Origin of the sequence: Flavobacterium sp. KS-LB2, assembly GCF_036895565.1 — a bacterium.
Classification (GTDB): domain Bacteria; phylum Bacteroidota; class Bacteroidia; order Flavobacteriales; family Flavobacteriaceae; genus Flavobacterium.
This window is the reverse complement of sequence record NZ_CP145904.1, coordinates 141,624-159,164: the sequence shown is the minus strand read 5'-3', so window position 1 is coordinate 159,164 and position 17,541 is coordinate 141,624. Positions and strand designations below refer to the sequence as shown.

The 17,541-nt window shown below is 35.5% G+C and carries 16 protein-coding genes; 8 read left to right on the top strand and 8 right to left on the bottom strand.

Features of this window, described 5'->3' with window-relative positions; all coding sequences use genetic code 11:
* Window positions 1–118 precede the first annotated feature (118 nt).
* From V5J73_RS00760 to V5J73_RS00750, 3 genes are read left to right on the top strand one after another with little or no spacing between them, the layout of a single operon-like run.
* The gene (locus tag V5J73_RS00760) at window positions 119–1,102 is read left to right on the top strand and encodes a succinylglutamate desuccinylase/aspartoacylase family protein (protein WP_338646903.1); all 984 of its coding nucleotides are present in this window, start codon (window positions 119–121) and stop codon (window positions 1,100–1,102) included.
* Window positions 1,103–1,112: 10 nt separating this feature from the next.
* Window positions 1,113–1,676, top strand: a complete 564-nt coding sequence (locus V5J73_RS00755; protein ID WP_338646901.1) for a 5-formyltetrahydrofolate cyclo-ligase — start codon at window positions 1,113–1,115, stop codon at window positions 1,674–1,676.
* 43 nt (window positions 1,677–1,719) lie between these two features.
* Entirely contained in the window at window positions 1,720–1,914 is a 195-nt protein-coding gene (locus V5J73_RS00750; RefSeq protein WP_302134911.1) for a hypothetical protein, read from the top strand.
* Between the two features lie 68 nt (window positions 1,915–1,982).
* Here the strand turns inward: V5J73_RS00750 and V5J73_RS00745 are convergent, their stop codons facing one another.
* From V5J73_RS00745 to gdhA, 6 genes are all read right to left on the bottom strand, one after another.
* Window positions 1,983–2,579, bottom strand: coding sequence for a lipoprotein signal peptidase (locus tag V5J73_RS00745; protein ID WP_338646900.1), 597 nt, complete (start codon window positions 2,577–2,579; stop codon window positions 1,983–1,985).
* Window positions 2,580–2,664: 85 nt separating this feature from the next.
* A complete protein-coding gene (locus tag V5J73_RS00740; protein ID WP_315206130.1) occupies window positions 2,665–3,045 on the bottom strand; it encodes a TraR/DksA family transcriptional regulator in 381 nt (126 codons plus the stop codon).
* A 6-nt stretch (window positions 3,046–3,051) separates the two neighbouring features.
* Entirely contained in the window at window positions 3,052–6,471 is a 3,420-nt protein-coding gene (gene ileS / locus V5J73_RS00735) for an isoleucine--tRNA ligase (protein WP_338646899.1), read from the bottom strand.
* Window positions 6,472–6,600: 129 nt separating this feature from the next.
* On the bottom strand, window positions 6,601–7,314 hold the full coding sequence (recO, locus tag V5J73_RS00730) for a DNA repair protein RecO (RefSeq protein WP_338646898.1): 714 nt from the start codon (window positions 7,312–7,314) through the stop codon (window positions 6,601–6,603).
* A gap of 62 nt (window positions 7,315–7,376) precedes the next feature.
* Entirely contained in the window at window positions 7,377–9,665 is a 2,289-nt protein-coding gene (gene porZ / locus V5J73_RS00725; RefSeq protein WP_338646897.1) for a type IX secretion system anionic LPS delivery protein PorZ, read from the bottom strand.
* Between the two features lie 188 nt (window positions 9,666–9,853).
* A complete protein-coding gene (gdhA, locus tag V5J73_RS00720; protein ID WP_338646896.1) occupies window positions 9,854–11,197 on the bottom strand; it encodes an NADP-specific glutamate dehydrogenase in 1,344 nt (447 codons plus the stop codon).
* Between the two features lie 276 nt (window positions 11,198–11,473).
* On the opposite strand from gdhA, the gene V5J73_RS00715 reads away from it, so the two are divergent.
* Entirely contained in the window at window positions 11,474–12,277 is an 804-nt protein-coding gene (locus V5J73_RS00715; RefSeq protein WP_338646895.1) for a THC0290_0291 family protein, read from the top strand.
* Between the two features lie 133 nt (window positions 12,278–12,410).
* Here the strand turns inward: V5J73_RS00715 and V5J73_RS00710 are convergent, their stop codons facing one another.
* Window positions 12,411–13,556 carry a cystathionine gamma-synthase gene (locus tag V5J73_RS00710; RefSeq protein ID WP_338646893.1) on the bottom strand — a complete coding sequence of 382 codons (1,146 nt, stop codon included), beginning with the start codon at window positions 13,554–13,556 and terminating at the stop codon, window positions 12,411–12,413.
* Between the two features lie 193 nt (window positions 13,557–13,749).
* Here V5J73_RS00710 and V5J73_RS00705 point away from each other — a divergent pair, with 193 nt between their 5' ends.
* Window positions 13,750–14,493, top strand: coding sequence for a DUF3298 and DUF4163 domain-containing protein (locus tag V5J73_RS00705; RefSeq protein WP_338646891.1), 744 nt, complete (start codon window positions 13,750–13,752; stop codon window positions 14,491–14,493).
* Between the two features lie 265 nt (window positions 14,494–14,758).
* On the opposite strand, the gene V5J73_RS00700 is transcribed toward V5J73_RS00705, so the two are convergent.
* Window positions 14,759–15,217 (bottom strand): DinB family protein, encoded by a 459-nt coding sequence (locus V5J73_RS00700; RefSeq protein WP_338646889.1) that lies wholly within the window; start codon window positions 15,215–15,217, stop codon window positions 14,759–14,761.
* Between the two features lie 76 nt (window positions 15,218–15,293).
* Between V5J73_RS00700 and V5J73_RS00695 the strand changes: the two genes are divergently transcribed.
* The 3 genes from V5J73_RS00695 to V5J73_RS00685 all read left to right on the top strand — a co-directional run bounded on the left by V5J73_RS00695 (window position 15,294) and on the right by V5J73_RS00685 (window position 17,533).
* Complete coding sequence (locus V5J73_RS00695) at window positions 15,294–15,644, top strand: arsenate reductase family protein (protein ID WP_338646887.1); 351 nt, start codon at window positions 15,294–15,296, stop codon at window positions 15,642–15,644.
* Entirely contained in the window at window positions 15,644–16,531 is an 888-nt protein-coding gene (locus V5J73_RS00690; protein WP_338646886.1) for a DMT family transporter, read from the top strand. Before V5J73_RS00695 ends, V5J73_RS00690 begins: the two co-directional genes overlap by 1 nt.
* Window positions 16,532–16,672: 141 nt before the next feature.
* Window positions 16,673–17,533, top strand: a complete 861-nt coding sequence (locus V5J73_RS00685; RefSeq protein ID WP_338646884.1) for a YicC/YloC family endoribonuclease — start codon at window positions 16,673–16,675, stop codon at window positions 17,531–17,533.
* Window positions 17,534–17,541 lie beyond the last annotated feature (8 nt).

Sequence of the window (17,541 nt, the reverse complement as noted above, 5' to 3'; positions counted from 1 at the left end):
TTAATCTCAAAAATCACGAAATACAAGTCAATATTCTCGAAATCTTTCCGATGAAATTTTTATCAGAATTTTACTTTTTAATACCCTATTATCCTTATTTTTATCTTTTCAAGAACTTATGATAAAAAATAATTCCGCACCAATAGTAATTTTTGGTGAAAGCATTAATCCTGGCGAAAGCAAAACCATTAATGTGGAAATTGCTCGATTACACACGACAACAAAATTGAATATTCCGGTTATTGTGCGCCGTTCTAAAATTGACGGTCCCGTAGTACTTTTCTCTGCCGGAATTCATGGCGATGAGATTAATGGCGTGGAAATCGTGAGGCAATTGATTAGTAAAAAAATAAACAGACCCAAAAAAGGAACTATTATATGCATTCCAATTATCAATGTGTATGGATTTGTCAATAAATCAAGAGAGTTTCCTGACGGCAGAGACTTAAATCGGGTTTTTCCGGGGAGCAAAACTGGATCACTGGCCAGTCGATTTGCTTATCATATTTTAACCGAAATCATGCCCATTGTAAATTATGCAGTAGATTTTCATGCTGGTGGTGCAAGCCGTTTCAATGCGCCACAAATTCGACTTACCCAAAACAATGAACTTTTAAAAATATTAGCTGATGTTTTTAATGCTCCATTTACGTTGTATTCAAAAAATATTTCGGGGTCTTTTAGAAGTGCTAGTGAAAAATTGAATGTGAAAATGCTGCTTTTTGAAGGGGGAAAATCATTAGACATTAATAATTCTGTAGCTGAAGAAGGTGTTAATGGAGCCAAACGTTTGTTGAAACATTTGGACATGCTTGATTTAAAACACACCGTAGTACCACAAAAATCCAACACAATTTATATTGAAAAATCAGGCTGGATACGTGCCAAATGTTCTGGACTATTACACGATTTTAATACGGTAGGAAAGTTTGTAAAAAAGGGAACAATTCTAGCTACAATTACAGATCCTTATGGGAAATTTGAGCGAAAAGTGAAAGCACCAAATGATGGTTACATAATCAACGCAAACCATTCTCCTATTGTTTACGAAGGTGATGCTATTTATCATTTGTCGAATGCTTCTGGTGAAGAAGGAGAATAAAATTATTAAAATGAACAAAACTGAGTTACGACAAAAATACAAAGCTTTCCGAAATTCACTTTCCAAAAATGAAGTGGAAGAAATGAGTTTGGCTATTGCCAATAAAATACTGATACTTCCTATCTGGGAAAACAGCTATTTCCATATTTTCCTTCCCATAACAGAACACAAAGAAGTCAATACCGAATTTATTTTACACTTATTATCGGGAAAAGACAAAGAGATAATTGTTTCTAAAGCTGATTTTGAAACTAGAAACATGACTCATTTTCTATTGACAGACAATACTAAAATTAAGAAAAACAACTATAATATTCCGGAACCAGTAGATGGAATTGAAGTTCCCTCACCTAAAATTGATGTAGTTTTTGTTCCGCTTTTGGCTTACGACAAAAAAGGACATCGTGTAGGTTACGGCAAAGGATTTTATGACAAATTCTTATCCCAATGCAAACCAGATGTAATCAAAATTGGCCTTTCTTTCTTCGAACCCGAAGAAATAATTGCTGATATTTTTGAAGGCGATGTACAACTAGACTATTGTGTGACTCCAAATGAAGTTCACTCGTTTTAAATTTTAATCCGTACTTTCGCAACAGATAAAATCTAATTCATTCATGAGAACATTTAAAAATTCAAGATTTGCCGTAAGCGTTATGGTTATTCTATTTGCAGTTTCATTTTCAAACTGTAGTATTCAAACCGGAACCAGCAGGTCCACATACAAAGCAAAAAAACTACCTCCAGGTCAAGCCAAAAAAATATATGGTGGGAAAAGTGCCAAACGCTATGCTCCCGGACAAAACAAATAAGACCAATAAAGAAAAAGACCTATTCAGTTTTGAATAGGTCTTTTTTTATCTCATGAAAAACTTTGAATCTAATTGTGGTGAAATGCTTTTTTATTGAAAAAAATCAAGATTCCAACACCTGTAGAAATCGCCATATCGGCAACATTGAAAATAGCGTTGAAAAAAGTAAATTCTTTTCCGCCCCAAATTGGCAACCAACTTGGTAAATTTCCGTGCCAAATAGGAAAATAAAGCATATCGACTACTTTTCCGTGAAACCAAGTTCCATAAGGTTGGCCTGAAAATAAAGTAGCTAATTGTTGTTGGCTGTCGTCAAAAATAACGCCGTAAAAAACAGAATCAATGATATTCCCAAAAGCTCCAACAAGGATTAAAGAAATCGCGACAATTAAATAATCGGAGCTCTTTTTTTTCACAGAATCCCACAACCAATATCCAATTCCACCAACTGCGGCAATTCTAAAAAGAGTTAAAAATAATTTCCCATAAGCCCCGGGAATCTGAACTCCCCAAGCCATTCCTTCATTCTCGATGAACAGGATTTTGAACCAGCTAAAAACTTCAACCTCTTCTCCTAAAATAAAATTAGTTTTAATATAAATTTTAGAAACTTGATCAACAAGCAATAAGATAAAAATAAGGAGATACGCTTTTCGTAATGACATTTTATAAATTTTAATGGCGCAAAAATAACAATTTAATCAAAAAAAACGCTCCCAATGGAGCGTTAAATAGTACACTACAAATCGTTTAACGTTGCAAATTCTTTGCTTCGATACTCATTGTAGCGTGAGGAACGATTTTTAATCTTTCTTTCCCAATTAGTTTGCCTGTAACTTTACAAACTCCGTATGTTTTGTTTTCTACACGGAAGAGCGCATTTTTCAAATCACGAATAAACTTCTCCTGACGAATCGCCAGTTGTGAGTTTGCTTCTTTTGACATTGTTTCACTTCCTTCTTCAAAAGCTTTAAATGTTGGGGAAGTATCATCAGTCCCATTATTTAAATCATTCATATAGGCACTTTTTATCAAATCTAAGTCCAATTGTGCTTTTTGAATTTTGTTAAGGATTATCTCTTTGAACTCCGCTAAATCAGCATCAGAGTACTTTGTAGCTTCATCTACCATTTTGTATTATTTTGAAATTAATATCATTGTTTTTATATCGTCAAACTCAATTTCTGTACCGTTTTCTATTTCATCCACAAAAACCAAATCACTGGTTAATGTTTCTGATTTTATATAGGCTTCGTTTTTAAGAATTGCCTCTTCTAGAATTCCATTTCTCTTCAATTGAACTTTAATTTTATCGGTAACTTCAAATCCAGAATCTTTACGGATATTCTGAATTCTGTTTACTAATTCTCTTGAAATTCCTTCTTGTTTTAATTCTTCAGAAATTGTAATATCAAGCGCAACCGTTATTCCGTTTGAATTTGCTACTAACCAGCCCTCAATATCTTGTGATGTTATTTCTACATCTTCTATCGTTAAAAGTACGTTATTTCCAGCAATAACAATACTCAGGCTTCCTTCCTTGTCTAATTGACTTATTTGTTCTTTCGAAAATCCCTGTATCGCCTTAGAAATCAACCCCATATCCTTACCAAAGCGTGGTCCTAACGTCTTAAAATTAGGCTTAATTTGTTTTACCAAAACACCCGAAGCATCGTCTAAAAGTACGATTTCTTTCACGTTTACCTCTGCTTTTATCAGGTCAGAAATAGCCTCAATTTCAGCTCTTTGATTGTCGTCAAGTACTGGAATCATTACCTTTTGCAACGGTTGACGTACCTTTATCATTTCCTTTTTTCGGAGTGATAACACCAATGATGAAATGGTCTGTGCTTTCTGCATTTTACTCTCTAACATTTTATTAACATAGTTTTCAACCGAAATTGGAAACTCCGCCAAATGTACACTGTCATATTTTTCAGTCTGTGTTGCTACAGTTAAGTCTCTGTAAAGTTTATCCATAAAGAACGGAGCGATAGGCGCGCCCAGTTTACTTATGGTTAACAAACAGGTATATAAAGTTTGATAAGCTGCAATTTTATCTTGTGCATATTCCCCTTTCCAGAAGCGTCTTCTGCACAAACGAACGTACCAGTTACTCAAGTTTTCTTGTACAAATTCAGAGATTGCACGAGCTGCTTTTGTTGGTTCATAATCCGCATAAAAACCATCCACTTCTTTGATCAAAGTGTTCAATTCTGAGATGATCCATTGATCAATTTCCGGTCTTTCGTTTAACGGAATCTCCGCTTCTTCAAATTTGAAACCATCAATATTGGCATACAAACTAAAGAACGAATACGTGTTGTATAAAGTTCCAAAGAATTTTCTGCGGACCTCAGCGATTCCTTCTAAATCAAATTTCAAGTTGTCCCAAGGATTTGCATTCGAAATCATGTACCAACGCGTCGCATCTGGACCGTATTCTTTTAATGTTTCGAAAGGATCTGCGGCATTCCCTAAACGTTTGGACATTTTTTGTCCGTTTTTGTCCAAAACTAATCCGTTTGAAACCACATTTTTGTACGCTACTTTGTCGAAAACTAGTGTTCCAATGGCATGCAACGTATAAAACCAACCACGTGTTTGATCTACTCCTTCGGCGATAAAATCCGCTGGAAAATCTTGGTTTTGATCTATTTTTTCTTTGTTTTCAAAAGGATAATGCCATTGCGCATACGGCATAGAACCTGAATCGAACCAAACATCAATCAAATCCGCTTCACGCATCATTGGTTTGCCAGAAGCAGAAACCAAGGTGATTTCATCGACTACATTTTTATGTAAATCAACTAAATCGTAATTTGATTCAGCCATATTTCCAATTTCGAATCCTTTAAAAGGATTTTCCTTTTGGAAACCTGCTGCGATTGATTTTTCTATTTCGTTGTATAATTCTTCAACTGAACCTATTAATATTTCTTCTTGCTTGTCCTCTGTTCTCCAGATTGGCAATGGAATTCCCCAATATCTAGAACGCGATAAATTCCAGTCATTAGCGTTTTTCAACCAATTCCCAAAACGACCTTCTCCAGTTGCTTTTGGTTTCCAGTTGATGGTTTCGTTCAAGTCGAACATTCTATCTTTAACTTCAGAGATTTTTATAAACCAAGAATCTAATGGATAGTACAAAATAGGCTTGTCTGTTCTCCAGCAATGTGGATAACTGTGGACATATTTCTCTACTTTAAATGCTTTATTTTCTTCTTTTAACTGAATAGCAATTTCTACATCTACGGAGCGTTCCGGTGCTTCGCCTTCGTTATAATATTCGTTTTTAACGTATTTACCGGATAAATCTCCAAGTCCTTGAACAAATTTTCCTTGCAAATCTACTAACGGAACAGGTGTTCCATTTTCGTCTAAAACCAATAACGGCGGAATTTCTGGTGTCGCTTCTTTAGCCACTTTTGCATCATCAGCACCAAAAGTTGGTGAAGTATGTACAATTCCGGTTCCATCTTCTGTAGTAACAAAATCACCAACAATTACTCTAAATGCGTTTTCTGCATTTTGATACGGCAAAACCAATGGCATTAATTGTTCGTACTGTATGTTTAGTAAATCGGCACCTTTGCACGTTGCAGTAACGAAAAACGGAATTTTTTTATCTTCTTCTTTGTAATTCAACAACTCGCTAACGGCTGATACTTCGGTATATTTTCCAGCAAATTGTTTTCCCACTAAAGCCTTTGCTAATATCACATTAACTGGCTTAAAAGTATATTGATTGTAAGTACTTACTAAAACGTAGTCAATTTTTGGACCAACAGTAAGTGCTGTATTACTTGGTAAAGTCCAAGGTGTTGTGGTCCATGCCAAAAAGAAGGTGTCTTCAAAAAGATGTCCTATTTCAAAAATACGCTGTAAATTTGGTAGGTTGTCTTCCTTCACTTTAAATTGTGCCACAACAGTAGTATCCGTCACATCGCGGTAACTTCCCGGTTGATTTACCTCGTGCGATGACAATCCTGTTCCTGCTTTTGGTGAATAAGGCTGAATGGTGTAGCCTTTGTACATTAAATCCTTGTTGTAGATTTGTTTCAAAATCCACCAAACGGTTTCCATATATTTGGATTTGTAGGTCACATACGGATTTTCCATATCTACCCAATACCCCATTTTTTCGGTCAAATCATTCCATACGTCCGTATAACGCATCACGGTTTTTTTACACGCTTCGTTGTATTCTTCGATTGAAATGGTTTTCCCGATATCTTCTTTGGTAATTCCAAGTTCTTTTTCAGTTCCAAGTTCAACTGGCAAACCGTGGGTATCCCAGCCGGCTTTACGCTTTACTTGAAACCCTTTTTGCGTTTTATAACGGCAAAAAATATCTTTAATGGCGCGTGCCATTACGTGGTGAATTCCCGGTAAACCATTTGCCGAAGGCGGTCCTTCAAAAAACACAAACGGTTGATTGCCTTCGCGAGTGGTGACACTCTTTTCAAATATATTTTCTTTCTTCCAAAAATCCAGAACTTCTGACGCCACAGTTGGTAAGTCAAGTCCTTTGTATTCAGTAAATTTTGTGCTCATTTTATCCTTTTCTAAATCGAGGTGCGAAAGTAAGGAATTTTGAATAAAAGAAAGAAAAGATGAGAGAAAATAGACAAATTTGATTAGAGAATTCGATAAAATTCACAATAAGTCCGACAACATTCTATTTTAAGAAAAAACTTCTTTTAAAACATCCAAAGATTTTGGTTTTCTAAAACCATCTAGGTGAAAACTGTAATAGTCAATTAGGATTCGGAGCAAAATTTGACGTTCGATCACGTGAAAGATTTTTTGACTGTTATCAAATTTTAGATCAATCAGTTTTTTAAACAAATTACTTTCGTGTTCTGTGAGTGAACTGATCGCGTGAAAAGGGGTAAAAACACCTTCGTTCATTTCGAAAAAAGGCATATCAAGGTCAGAAATATCAGGGTAAAAGCCCAAATACTTTGTAGTTTCCAGCAATAAAATTAAGTGGAAATTAGCAATCTCGTCATGATTGTCTAACCAATGCATAGCGGCTTCTAAGAACGTAAATAACGGCTCATTTTCTTCCTCTTCGTGTATGGAATGGTGCAGCATTTCGGAAATAAACATCACCATCGTACTTTTATAAATATCCGAATGTATCGAATGAAAAGCCGAAGCAATTTTTATTTCTTTGAAATTCTCTAAAGTACCTTTGTTTTTATGAACCGCTTCTATATCAAGAATTGTAAGTGGCTGGAAATAGGCGATTTTTTGGTTCGATTTTCTTCCTGAAAACGCATCCCGAACAAAATAGGACTTTAAACCATGAGATAACGTAAAGCATTTTACAATCAAGCTTTTTTCCTGAAATTTTAAAGAGGAGAGCACGATGGCTTTTGTTTTAACTTGCATTTTAATTACGAATTAATAATTACGAAATTACGACTCGAAATTCGTAATTATTAATTCGTAATTTATCTGATTATCATTACTTTTTTAACTTTGGTCTCGACACCATCTTGTGCCGAAATAAAAATCATATACACGCCCGAAGCCACTTTGTATTTCCCAAAAGCGGTAGTATCCCATTCTATCGTTCCGCCTTCAGAAATGGTTTCATAAACCAGATTGCCTTCGATATCGGTTATTTTAATATTGGCTTTATCTAATAATCCCGCAATTTTAACCGTTCCTTGGTATTCTGGTCGCACTGGATTTGGATACACATACGCATTGCTTAAATCGTCATTGGCAGCAGTAGCAGTTCCTTTGAAAGAGACCAACCCTTTAGAAGTGGCAATAAAAACTTCACCCGTAGCACTATTGATATCAACGTCATTTACAACATTGCTGGGCAACGGCGAATTGCTAGTTGTAAAATGATACTTGGTTTCCTGTCCGTTTGGCGACACTAAAAATACCCCAGAATCAGCTGTGCCAATCCATTTATTATTAGCGCCATCAACAGCAATATCTGTAATAAATTGTTCAAATAATAATTCCTGCGCTAGGTTATCTTCCAAAATAATGATAGGATTTGCCGTCATCTGCTCCTCTGATTGAAAACTGCTTACATTTGGCAAAACCCGTAAACCTTTTGTGGTTCCTATCCAAAGTTGGTTTCTGTTATCTATGGCAACTGTTCTAACATCCGCAATTGGTAAATTTCCTGTATCAGAACCAGTAGTGATTTTTTTAAATTTAATATTGGTCTCATTAAAACCAACAACACCATCTCTGCTTGTTGACAGCCATTTGGTTCCATTTCGATCTATAGCCATTGTTCCAAAATTATTATCATTTGGTGAATCTAAAATAACATCCATTGCATAGCTTTGCCACTGCCCATTTGTTCTAAAAACTTTTAATCCATTTTTTACTCTACTATTAGTGACCCAAAGATTTCCTGATTTGTCAAATGCCGTTCCGTTTATCCTAATGTCAATATAAGTTGGACCTAAAAAGGTTAACGATTCTAAACCACTGTTCGTTTGATTATATAAAATTGTAGGCACATCATTTTCTATTTTTAACAAACCAGAGAAAAAAGAACTCGCATACACTTCGTTTTCCTTGTTGGGATTAACTATAATTCTAGTCATCGACTGGGCTCCTAGAACATCTTCATACGGAATATTCAACCATCCTGTTGTACTAAATTTACTGATTCCGTAACTATCTAACGGATACGGATTATAATCTGCCGTATAATCGCCATAAACCGTCCAAAGCGCACTTGTTGTCGTCTGAAGTCCAAATATATTATTCCGTGACGGGCCGATAGGCGTTATATTCTTAAAAGTTACTGCCGAAGAAAGTGAAGCCACAATCAATCCATTTTCTTTGGTACCAATGAAAATCGCGTCTCCAATTATTGTTGCACACGTAAAAATTGGATTACTATCGGTAATTTGATTTGTATTTATTTGGCGTATTAAAGCCATCTGATTATTGTAAATATAAACGCTGTTTGCGGTGGTTACAATTAGATGATTTACCGTTGCTCTCATATCTAATACGGGCTGAGAAAGAACAATAAGTCCTATAAAAGAATTAGAACCCGAATTAAATTTATGGATGTATCCTGTCCCATTAATAGCGAACATGTCCGTGCCAAAAGCCGCTATACTAGACCAATTTCCCGAGGCAATTGTTTCCCATTGGTTATAATCGATTAAATTTTTATTAGAAATATTAGCTCGACGTATACCGCTATTTGTAGCAGCATAAATAAATCCATTAAAAAGTGCTGTTTGATTCACTCTGATTTCGGCTCCATTGTCTCCAATAAAATAAGTATCTCCAAATTGCAGGGTAGCCAGATTAAATTGAACAATTCCAAAATCACAGGAAACGTAAGCAATCCCTTCAAACTCCATGAAATGATTGATTTTTTTGATATTTGGAGGAAGTTGCTTGTTGATAATATCGACCACATTCAGCATGCTTCCATCGGCTTCATTGATCACTATTAGGAGTCCGTTTTCGTAACCAACTATAGTTTTATTGAATGTTGCACTATGATACACCGATGAGATTGTTTGACCAGAAAGTCCGTCAATAGTATTCGTAGTTTTAATTACGTTTGTTCCTAAGTTCTTTGAAAACAATGCATTTTCGGAAGCTGCAAAAACAGCCGTTGCTGATTCTGATACATCTTTAATTTCATTATAAGAGAAATAACCTTGCCACGACAAGTTGCTTTGGGCAAAACCCATTTGGATAAAAAGTAAAAGCAAAAAGTATAAAACACTCTTTTTCATTATTTGCATCTATATTGGTTTACAAATATAGAACAAAGGATTTTAGATTTAGGTTTTACGATTTTAGATTACAGAATTAGTCACAATAAAGAATTTAAATAAACCTAAAAACCTTCTCCCGAACAAACGGAAGAAGGTTTTTTTTACATGATTTTAGATTTAAATCTAAAATCGATACTCTAAAATTCCTATACCACTCCTTGAGCAAGCATAGCATCGGCAACTTTTACAAATCCAGCAATATTAGCTCCTTTTACATAGTTAACATAGCCTTCAGAATCTGTTCCGTATTTTTTACATTGATTGTGAATCCCAACCATGATTTCTTTTAGTCTACCATCAACCTCTTCACTAGTCCAGTTCAAACGAATAGAGTTTTGAGTCATCTCTAAACCTGAAGCTGCAACACCACCAGCATTTGCTGCTTTACCTGGAGCAAAAAGCACTTTAGCTTTCAAGAACAATTTGATTGCTTCTAACGTACATGGCATATTTGCTGCTTCAGTTACACAAATAACTCCATTATCAATTAAGTGTTTAGCATCTTCCTCATTCAACTCGTTTTGAGTGGCGCAAGGTATTGCTACATCAACTTTTACTTCCCAAACACTTTTCCCTTTGTGAAACTCTGCTTTTGGATATTTTTCTAAATAAGCTTCGGCTCTGTTGTCTCCTCTAGCTCTCATTTCAAGCATAAAATCAATTTTCTCACCAGAAATCCCTTCTTCATCATAAATATATCCGTCAGGACCAGAAAGCGTCACCACTTTTCCGCCAAGGTCATTCACTTTAAGCGCTACTCCCCAAGCCACGTTTCCAAAACCAGAAATAGAAACTCTCTTTCCTTTGATGTTTTGACCAATAGTATTTAGCATTTGTTCTGCAAAATAAACTACTCCAAATCCTGTTGCTTCTGGTCTGATTAAAGAACCGCCATAAGCCAATCCTTTTCCAGTTAAAACTCCAGTAAATTCGTTTCTTATTCTCTTATATTGACCAAATAAATAGCCTATCTCTCTTGCTCCAACTCCAATATCTCCTGCAGGAACGTCCAATTGTGGCCCGATGTGTCTGCACAATTCAGTCATGAAAGACTGGCAAAAACGCATCACTTCCCCATCTGATTTTCCTTGTGGATCAAAATCAGATCCTCCTTTTCCACCACCCATTGGCAAAGTAGTCAAACTGTTTTTGAATACTTGTTCAAATGCTAAAAACTTAAGCACTGATAAATTTACAGTATGATGAAAGCGAATTCCACCTTTGTAAGGTCCAATTGCTGAATTCATTTGAATTCTAAAACCTCTGTTTACCTGAATTTCACCGCTATCATCTACCCAAGGGACACGAAATATAATAGAACGCTCCGGCTCCGCTATTCGAAGAAGCAAATTTTTTCCGTCGTATTTTTTTTGCTCTGCAATAAATGGAATAACAGTTTCTGCAAATTCCCTAACAGCTTGAATAAATTCAGGTTCATTTGGATTCTTGGCCTCAACTTGAGCCATAAAATCATTTATTTTTAGTAACATAGATTATAAATAATTTAATTAAGAAAACGATTTCGTTATAATGGACAAATATACATTTTATAAAAATATTCGGACTCTGTTTTTTTTAATTTCTAAATAGAATTATCTTTTCATTAAGCATTTTTAAACAATTGTGTTATTGACATCCTTATTTAAACCAAATGACTACTACTTTCGTAAGTAAATAAGAATTTGTCTGCTTATTTTTAATTTCCATTTTTTTTTATATGTGTATGATGTTTTTATATATTTGTCAGGATTAGAAATACGACCCTAATGATCAAACAAACAATCCTCTTTTTAATAATCTGTTTAGGCCTTTCACCTGATTTAACTGCTCAGTTTGGTGGATTTTCGCATGAAATAGGTATAATCGCAGGACCTATTGCTTTTCAATCTGATTATGGGGAACGTTATGATTTATCTACAAATGCAGGAAACACAGGCCTTGGAATTGGAATTATCCATTACTTAAATTTCTCTTACAAAGCTGAATGTAACTGTTACACACCTGAAACTTATTTTAACGACCATTTCAAATTAAGGTCTGAACTCTCTTATAATAAAACAGAATTAAAACATTTTGGACAATGGACTGAAGGCAAACCTTCGTTAGGAAAAGAGCAATTGAAAGCAATGACTGGAAATACTGCAGTAACTAATATCGGGATGCAACTTGAGTTTTTCCCTTGGAGCATTCGTGATTTTACGGCAAGAACAGGAAGTTTAGGACCGTTTGTCAGTCTTGGCGGACAATTCAGTTATTACAATGCCGAAGCCTCATCAACATTAGGTCCATTAGGAACACCTTTAACCACATTTCCTAAATATTTAACGCCAACAGATGGTCGCCCTTATGGATTTTCTAACGAAGGAGGAACGGTTTGGTCTGTTATTTCTAGTGTAGGAACTCGTTATAAACTAAGTCCGTTACGAGATTTAATGGTTGATTTAAGATTCCAATATTTTTTCTCCAATTGGGTAGATGGTTTAAATCCTAATCCAGAACTTTATAAAGAAAACAAAGCTAATGATTGGCTGGTGTGGTTCAATGTGGGGTATATTTATTACTTACAATAGCCAACATACTTTGCATAAAATATAAAACCCCAATTCTAAAATTTAATTTAGAATTGGGGTTTTTTCATCATCTCTCCCGAAGCAGCGGGACTCTCTACGAAAGAGAGGTAAAAAAATGGGATATTTATATTTTTTACGCTAATGCTTGTTTCAAATCTTCGATTAAATCCTGTGCATCTTCTATACCTACACTTAATCGAACCAGATCATCGGTAATACCGACTTCCTTGCGCTTATCTTCGGGAATCGATGCATGTGTCATCAGCGCCGGATGATTGGCCAGCGACTCTACTCCGCCCAATGATTCGGCCAAAGTAAACACCTTTAGTTTTTCCAGAAAATTAATAGCATCTTCCTTTTTACCAGAAACAAAAGTAAACGACACCATTCCTCCAAAACCGCTCATTTGTTTTTTGGCAATTTCATGATACGGATGACTTGGTAATCCTGGATAATATACTGTTTTAACTTTTGGATGGTTGTTCAAAAACTCCACTACTTTTCCTCCATTTTCGCAATGTCTTTCCACACGTAAATGCAAGGTTTTTATTCCTCTAAGTACCAAGAAACTGTCCATTGGTCCTAGTGTAGCTCCTGTTGCAAATTGTTGAAAATGCAATTGTTCGCCCAGCGCTTCATCTTTTACAATCAAAGCACCGGCAATAACATCAGAATGACCTCCCAAATATTTCGTCGCCGAATGCATTACAATATCAGCTCCTAAATCCAATGGTTTTTGTAAATAAGGTGTTGCAAAAGTATTATCAACTGCAAAAAGAATTTTATTCTCTTTTGTGATGGCAGCGATTTCTTGAATATCGGCTAATTTCATCAACGGATTGGTTGGTGTTTCCACCCAAACGAGTTTTGTGTTTTCGTTGATTAATGACTTGAATTTCTCGATGTCATTCATATCTACAAAATGAAATTTTATTCCAGAATCTTTGTAAATACGGGTAAACATTCGATACGTTCCACCATACAAATCATCCATAGCAATGATTTCATCACCCGCTTTAAAAGAACGTAAAACACAATCTGTAGCTGCTAATCCTGATGAAAAAGCCAATCCTCGTGTTCCATTTTCAATACTTGCCAATGCATTTTCAAGCGCGCTTCGGGTAGGATTTGCAGCCCTACTGTACTCATAATCTGGATTTATAGGCTGCCCTGGACTGGTTTGTACAAATGTTGATGTTTGATATACAGGTGGCATAACTGCTCCCGTACTTGGATCATGATGCTGACCACCGTGGATAACCTTTGTATTGAATTTCATATGTGTAAATTTATTGTTTTTTAAAGGTCATATGTAATTCGCATATTTTCATTGGTGCTTGCGACCAATTTACAGTCATGCTCATTTCATATCTTTTTAATTTTAAATGCTAAATAACGTCACAAATTTACCCTTTAATTTATTTTAACCAAGCTACAAGTTGATACCTTTGTATATAATTAACAATTTTGAGATGAAACACTTTATAATTTTTGCGGCATTCCTTTTTTTACTAACTGGTTGTTCGAACGAATTGGCTTTTAAAGACCAATCTTTTCAGAAAAAAACAACGTTACCCTGCAGACAAAATTGCGCTTCTATTAGTGTAAAAATACCTGTTGCAAATGCCGTCCCTATTGTAGCGGACAGCATCAACAAAAAAGTGTTTTCGGTAATGAAAGAGATTGTTTATTTTGGCGAAAAGCCATACACATCAACTGATTATAATGGATTATTAACCTCATTTATTGATTCCTACGAAAAACTACAAAAAGAATTTCCGAATGAAACCTTTGGCTGGGAAGCAAAAATTAATGGAAGCATAAAATACCAATCTGAAAATATTTTGAACATAGAAATCAACCATTATACCTACACGGGTGGCGCTCACGGATATCAAGGATTGCGTTCGCTATTGTTTGATTTAACGACAGGAAAATCTATTCCAAATGAGGACTTGTTCCATGACAAGAGTACTTTTATGGCTTTCGCCGAAAAAAAATTCAGAGCCAAATATAAAATCCCTGCAAACAAATCGATCAATGCAACCGGATTAATGTTTGAAGACGAGAAATTCAATCTTCCCCAAAATATTTTCTATACCGACAAAGGATTACTGCTTTATTACAATTCCTATGAAGCTGCATCGTATGCTGACGGACCAAAAGAATTGTTATTGCCTTATAACGAAGTGAACGATTATTTAGCGGTTAAATAAATTTCTTTAAATCACAATAATAATTCCCCTTCATCAAAATTCAAAACGCCGCAAAGAGGATTCTGGGTTTTAAAACGAACACTTCTCGTTGATGCTACTTCCTAGCCACGACAGTAGTGAAAATCCTCGTGATCAAAACACTATTTTTTCTTGACAGAAAAGAGCGACCGCAGGAAACTCCTTTTATGGCTTAGAAAAAAAGTGTTTTGATTGCGAGATTGTAGCGTATGGCTGGAAAAAACTCCCCATACTCCTTACTTGATTTCTAGAGAAACTTACGAATAATAGTCATAATCCCAAGGTGAAGCCCTTCGTGAAAATTACTGAAAGCCATGGCATCCTCGGCATTTTTTAAGACATGATTTCCCGTTGATGTGGTGTACTCATGGTAATTTTGGAAAAGTTCCGCATCATAATCCAGTTGTGTTTGCTGAATGGTGGAAAACAACAAAGTTGTGAGTTCCTCGACTTCAGATTGCGTAGCGGGATGTTCCGGCTTGGTTCCCTTTTTGTATTTCTCCACTAATTCATCAGAAACCATCATTGGCAAACCAGAAAGCTTGTATACTAATAGTTGTTGTGAGACGATTATATGACCGATGTTCCAAATCAAATTGTTGCTGAATCCTTCCGGAATTGTGTTGAGTTGGTCAAGAGTATATCCCGATAGAAATTTTGAAACCATATTTCTGCTTGTAGTGCTGACGTCGAATAATTGATTCATTTTTTTATTTTTTTGATAAAAATAATCATTTTCCGTGTCAAATGAATTTTCTTTGCACAAAGAAATCGCTATTTACATGGACATAATATACTATCTCGCTTCTTGCGACACCTGCAGAAAAATTATAAAATCATTACCTAAAGAACATGATTTTAAATTTCACGACATTAAACAAGACCCAATTACTGTTGCCGAATTAGAAAAAATGCGTGAGCTTTCTGGCAGTTACGAGGCGCTTTTCAGCAAAAAAGCACAGTTGTACAAATCAATGGATTTAAAGAACAAATCGTTAAACGAAGACGATTACAAAAAATACATTTTGGAACATTACACCTTTTTAAGTCGTCCCGTTTTTATCATTAAAGACAAAATTTACATCGGCAATACCCAACAAAATATGTTGCAAGTAATGAAAGCTTTGGCATAATGTCCAAAAGAAATCTTGCCCTTATTGGTGCCACAATCGTTTCCATAATTTACGGCGTCACGTTTACCATTGCCAAAGATGTCATGCCGTTGTATATTGATGCCTATGGTTTCATCTTGTTACGCGTGGGCGGTTCGGTGGTTTTGTTTTGGCTGATTTGGTTTTTTATGCCAAAAGAGAAAATTGCGCTCAATGATTTTCCAAGAATCATAGCGGCAGCTTTCTTTGGCGTGGCTTTTAATATGCTTACGTTTTTCAAAGGATTGAGTCTTACTTCTCCCATTAGTGCGGCCGTAATCATGGTTTCGACACCGATGATTGTTTTGACGCTTTCGGCATTGATTATGAAGGAACGCATGCAAAAAAGAATGGTTTTTGGGATTATCCTTGGATTAATCGGAACTGCTTTTCTCATTTTGTACGGAAAATCCATTGGCAGTGCCACGAATGCCGGGTTGGGAAATTTTCTAGTTTTGGTCAACGCCATTTCGTATGGATTTTACCTGATCATCGTCAAGAAATTAATGGATAAATACAATGCGTTTACGTTTGTAAAATGGATTTATTTGTTTGGTTTTATTATGGTTTTGCCTTTTGGCTGGAGCCAATTTCAAACTGTTGAATGGGCTTTGGTTCCCATGGATATTTGCTGGAAAATAGGATTTGTAGTAATTTTTTCTACCTTCCTGACCTATTTGCTGAATTTGCTTTCGATGAAAGAATTAAAACCAACTACGGTTGCTGTTTTTATTTATTTACAACCGCTATTCGCCACTATTTTTGCGATAAGCCTTGGCAAAGACGAATTGAGTTTGGTGAAAATTGGTTCGGCCATTTTGATATTTGTTGGTGTTTATTTGGTTACACAGAAAAAGAGTGTTCAGTAATCAGTGTTCAGTCTTTGATTTAGAATCTTCTAATCTCAATCCATTTATACGTCAAAACCTGATTATAAAAAAAAGCACTAAATACTAAAAACGGACCACTGACCACTTTTTTATTATCTTTGACCTCTTTTAGAAAATTATATGATACAATCAATGACGGGTTTTGGGAAAGCAACTTTGCAATTACCAACCAAAAAAATCACGGTAGAAGTAAAATCTTTAAACAGTAAAGGTTTGGATTTGAATGTGAGAATGCCTTCGCTATACCGAGAAATGGAATTGGGTTTACGCAACCAAATTGCACTGAAACTGGAAAGAGGAAAAGTAGATTTTTCTATTTTTATCGAAAGTACCGCGGAACAAACTTCTACGAAAGTAAACGTGCCGATTGTAAAAGCTTACATCAACCAATTAAGAGAAGTGTATGCTGATGCAGATGAAACCGAGCTAATGAAAATGGCGGTTCGCATGCCAGATACCATGAAAATAGAACGTGATGAAATCGATGAAAACGACTGGGTACAAATCCAAACCGTTATCGAAGAAGCGTTGCAAAACATCTTGAATTTCAGAAGAGATGAAGGAATGTCACTTGAAAAAGAATTTCAATTGCGAATTGGTAATATTCGTCAGTATATGACGGAAGCTTTGGCGCTTGATCCAGAACGCGTTCAAGCGATAAAAGATCGTTTGCAAACTGCAATTGCTGAACTTAAAGTAAATGTAGATGAAAATCGTTTCGAGCAGGAATTGATTTATTATTTAGAAAAATTAGACATCACCGAAGAAAAAGTACGTTTGACGAATCACTTGGATTATTTCTTGGAAACCATCAACGGAACCGAAGCCAACGGAAGAAAATTAGGTTTTATTACCCAAGAAATGGGACGTGAAATCAATACGATGGGTTCTAAATCCAATCACGCACAAATGCAAAAATTAGTCGTTCAGATGAAAGACGAATTGGAAAAAATCAAGGAACAGGTTTTGAATGTTTTATAAAGAATAAT